This window comes from Plasticicumulans sp., assembly GCF_035331805.1.
Taxonomy (GTDB): domain Bacteria; phylum Pseudomonadota; class Gammaproteobacteria; order Competibacterales; family Competibacteraceae; genus Plasticicumulans.
On the sequence record NZ_DAOLKE010000308.1, the window covers coordinates 1 to 4,157 of the forward strand.

The following is a 4,157-nucleotide window of genomic DNA, read 5'->3' on the forward strand; positions in this document are numbered from 1 at the left end:
ATCAGGCGCTCGGCCTCGTCCGAGGTCTGCACGAGCACGGTGCGGTACTCCGAGGGCGTGCGCTCTTCGAGCAGCATGACCTCGACGCGGTTGCGCATGCGCGTCAGCGGCGTGCGCAGGTCGTGCGCGACGTTGTCCGAGAAGCGGCGCATGCCCGACATCAGCGCTTCCAGCCGGTCGAGGATGCGGTTCAGGCGCAGCGCCACCGCATCGATCTCGTCGTGGTGGTTGCTGATCTCCAGGCGCCGGGTCAGGTCGCCGGCCATGATCTCGTCGGCGGTGCGCGCGATCGTCTCGACGCGGCGGCTGTTGCGCTTGCCGAGCACCAGCCCGAGCAGCACGGCGATCAGCAGGCCGAGCGGCAGCACGTAGCGCGCGAGTTCCTGGATGTAGCGGTGCAGGCCGCGGATGCCGTCCGGCCCCTGCGCGATCGCCAGCAGCGAACCATCGGCGAGCGAGCCGGTGATCAGCAGGTATTCGTTGCCGGCCACCGACTGCACGCTGTTGCGTTCGAGCCCGGCCGGCAGCTCGACCGGCAGCGAGCCGAGCACCAGCCGGCCTTCGCCATCGAGCAGCGCCAGGGTCCGGCCGGTGACGCTGCGCCCGTCATGCACGCGCTTCAGCGCCGAGCGCAGGCCATCGGCTCCGAGATCGCGGTAGATGGCGCGATAGACATCGAGCTCGGCATTGAGCTCGTCGCGCACCGCGCCATCGACGTAGCGCAGGATCGACCATGACACGCCGCCGAGCAGCACGGCGACGCAACTGCCGTAGAGCAGCGCGAACAGCAGCGACAGCCGGAAGGCCGTCGTGCGCGCGAAGCTACGGATTCTCGGCAAGTTTGTAGCCGATGCCGCGCAGCGTGTGGATCAGCGGCGGCAGGCCGGCGCGATCGATCTTGGCGCGCAACCGGCTGATGTGCACGTCGATGACGTTGGTCTGCGGATCGAAGCTGTAGGCCCACACGTGTTCGAGCAGCATCGCGCGCGTGACCACCTGTCCGGCGTGGCGCGCGAGGTATTCGAGCAGCCGGAACTCGCGCGGCTGCAGCCGCACCGGCGCACCGGCGCGCACGGCCGTATGGGCGAGCAGGTCGAGTTCGAGGTCGGCGACGCGCAGGCGCACCGGCGGGGCGGTGCCGTGCCGCCGGGTCAGCGCTTCGAGCCGCGCGAGCAGCTCGGCGAAGGCGTAGGGCTTGGTCAGGTAGTCGTCCCCGCCGGCACGCAGACCGACGACGCGGTCGTCGAGCTCGGCCAGTGCCGACAGCACCAGGATCGGCACCGTCGAGCCGGATTCGCGCAGCCGGCTGACCAGACTCAGTCCGTCGAGCCCGGGCAGCATGCGGTCGACGATCAGCGCGTCGTGCCGACCTTCGAGCGCCCGCACCAGACCATCGTCGCCGCGCACGGCGTGCTCGACGCGATAACCGCTCTCGTTGAGTCCTTTGACCAGATACGCCGCAGCTACGGTGTCGTCTTCGATGACGAGGATGTTCATAGGGGCTCGAAGCTCGCTGGAAACGGCAGGCAGGAAAGGTAACGGCCCGGCATGTAAATTTAGTTGAAAAATTGCGTTTTGGTAATGCTTTATGTGCAGCCGGCCAACGACGACGACGATCGTCGCAGCCGATTCCCGATCCCCTGCCAGACGCCGGCCCGCCTGCCGGCCGGGAGCCCGATGAGCGCCCCGCCTCCGCACCGCAACACCGTCCGCTCGCTCGATCCCTACCGCCACCGCGGCGGGCCGCTGGCGCTGCCGCTGGCGCCGCTGAAGGCCAGCCTGCACCTGTTCGGACTGATGCTGACGATGTTCAGCGTCACGATGCTGCCGCCGATGGCGATCGGCGTGCTCTACGGCGACGGCGCGGTCGAGCCGTTCGCGCACACGCTGCTGATCACGCTCGCGAGCGGCCTGCTGATCTGGCTGCCGGTGCGTCGCCAGAAGCTCGACCTGCGCAACCGCGACGGCTTTCTGGTCGTCGTCGCGTTCTGGGTGACGCTGTCGCTGCTGTCGGCGATCCCGTTCATGCTCTCCGAGCAGCCGCACATGCCGCTGGTCGATGCGGTGTTCGAGGCCGTCTCGGGGCTGACCACGACCGGCGCCACCGTGCTCGCCGGCATCGACAGCCTGCCGCACGCGATCGTGTATTACCGCGCTCAGCTCAACTTCTTCGGCGGCATGGGCATCGTCGTGCTGGCGGTGGCGCTGCTGCCGATGCTCGGGGTCGGCGGCATGCAGATCTACCGCGCCGAGACGCCCGGCCCGATGAAGGACGAAAAGCTCACGCCGCGCATCACCGAGACCGCCAAGAACCTCTGGTACATCTACGTCGGCCTGAACGTGCTCTGCACCGCCGCGTTCTGGCTGGCCGGCATGGACCTCTTCGATTCGGTCTGCCACAGCTTCGCGACCATCGCGCTCGGCGGCTTCTCGACGCACGACGCCTCGATCGGCTTCTATCAGAGCGACGCCATCGAGTTCGTCGCCGGCTTCTTCTCGCTGGTCGCGGCCGTCAACTTCGCGCTGTTCTTCTTCGCGTGGCGCCAGAAGAGCCTGCGCGCGATCCTCGTCGACGAGGAGTTCCGCTTCTTCGTCAAGGTCATGGCCGTGCTGATCGGCGCGGCGATCGCCGGGCTGTACTTCAGCGGCACCTTCCCGCTGTGGGAATCGATCGTGCACGGCTTCTTCCAGACCGCCTCGATCGTCACCGACAACGGCCTGGTCGCCGCCGGCTATCCGGACTGGCCGATGGCGGTGACGCTGCTGCTGCTGCTCGGCAGCTTCTTCGGCGGCTGCGTCGGCTCGACCTGCGGCGGCATCAAGGCGATCCGCTTCCTGCTGCTGTACCGCCAGAGCGTGCGCGAGATGAAGCTGCTGATCCGCCCGACGGCGCAGATCCCGGTGCGCCTCGGCACGCGCACGGTGCCGGATCGCGTCATGCAGGCGGTGCTGGCGTTCTACTTCCTGTACATCTTCGCGTACTGCGCGTGTTCGATCGGCGTCGCCGCAACCGGCGCCGACCTCGTCACCGCCTTCGGCTCGGTCGCCGGCTGCATCAACAACATGGGCGTCGGCCTCGGCGAGACGGCCTCGAACTTCTCGCCGCTCAGCGACACCGCGACCTGGATCGTCACCGCCTCGATGCTGATCGGCCGGCTGGAGGTGTTTCCGCTGCTGCTGCTGTTCGTGCCGTCGTTCTGGCGCTGAGCGGGCGTTGCCGGAAATACCCTCCCTCCGGACAAGACCGCCTGATTCCGGCCGCCCTCCATCGCGCGGGTCCACGCCGGCTACACTCACCGGCCACGACGGGCACCGGAGATGGCCGGAGGTGCGACATGCTGCAGCGTCTTTTCGGCGTCCCGGTACTGAGCGTGCTGCTGTGGCTCGCGGCCGCTCCGGCCCAGGCGACGGCCGTGATCGAGGATCCCGCCGCCGGCGGTCACAGTGTGTTTGTCTGGGAAGCAGCCGGTGCCCTCTCGGGCATCTTCGATGCGGGTCCGGACGACGGAGTCTCCAGCGAAACCGGCAGCACCGACTGGCAGCTTGCCCTTGCGGCGCCGGGCCTGCTCGGGATCGTCATCAGCGGCGTCTACAACCGTCCGCCGACGGTGCTCGATCTGCTGATCGACGGCATCGGCGTACCCTGGACCACCTCCAGCGTCCGCGCCGAGGTGATCAGCGAGGATGATCAGGGCGTACCGCTGGAGATCATCCACCACTTCGATGCCCGGCTCGATGGCCTGCTGCTGGCGGCCGGGGAACACCGGCTGACGCTGCTGCCCTCGGCCGACAACACTGACGGCACGGCAGGTTTCATCACCTTTGCCGCCGTCGTGCCGGTACCGGCTCCCCCGGCACTGGCCCTGCTGGCGGCCGGTTTCGGGCTTGTCGTGGCCTTGCGGGCACGCCGGACCGCCAAAGCAGCCTGAAGCGCAGGGGCATATTCCTTCCCTGCGCAGGCGGTAACGGCGCCCGGGCAGCGCGGCCAACGCCGGAGGCGGGCGCTGCGGGCGGTTTCAGCCGTCGCCGCGGCGCGAAGCCCCAGTAGCCTCACCCGAAGCCGCGCAGCGCCAGCCCGATCTGCAGCAGCCCGAACAGCACGACCAGCCCGCCGGCGGCGGCGCGCACGGCCCGCCTGCGCACGAAGCCGCCGAGGG

At 68.9% G+C, this 4,157-nt stretch carries 4 protein-coding genes; 2 read left to right on the top strand and 2 right to left on the bottom strand.

All coding sequences use genetic code 11. The features are described 5' to 3' along the window. Positions 1–839 (bottom strand): HAMP domain-containing protein (locus PKE44_RS15840; protein ID WP_324553048.1); only part of this gene is annotated, 839 nt, incomplete at its 3' end. Further along, the gene (locus PKE44_RS15845) at positions 823–1,497 is read right to left on the bottom strand and encodes a response regulator transcription factor (protein WP_324553050.1); all 675 of its coding nucleotides are present in this window, start codon (positions 1,495–1,497) and stop codon (positions 823–825) included. The genes PKE44_RS15840 and PKE44_RS15845, both read right to left, overlap by 17 nt. A 180-nt stretch (positions 1,498–1,677) precedes the next feature. Between PKE44_RS15845 and PKE44_RS15850 the strand changes: the two genes are divergently transcribed. After that, entirely contained in the window at positions 1,678–3,207 is a 1,530-nt protein-coding gene (locus tag PKE44_RS15850; RefSeq protein WP_324553052.1) for a potassium transporter TrkG, read from the top strand. Between the two features lie 128 nt (positions 3,208–3,335). Then, complete coding sequence (locus PKE44_RS15855) at positions 3,336–3,929, top strand: hypothetical protein (protein ID WP_324553054.1); 594 nt, start codon at positions 3,336–3,338, stop codon at positions 3,927–3,929. Positions 3,930–4,157: the final 228 nt, after the last annotated feature.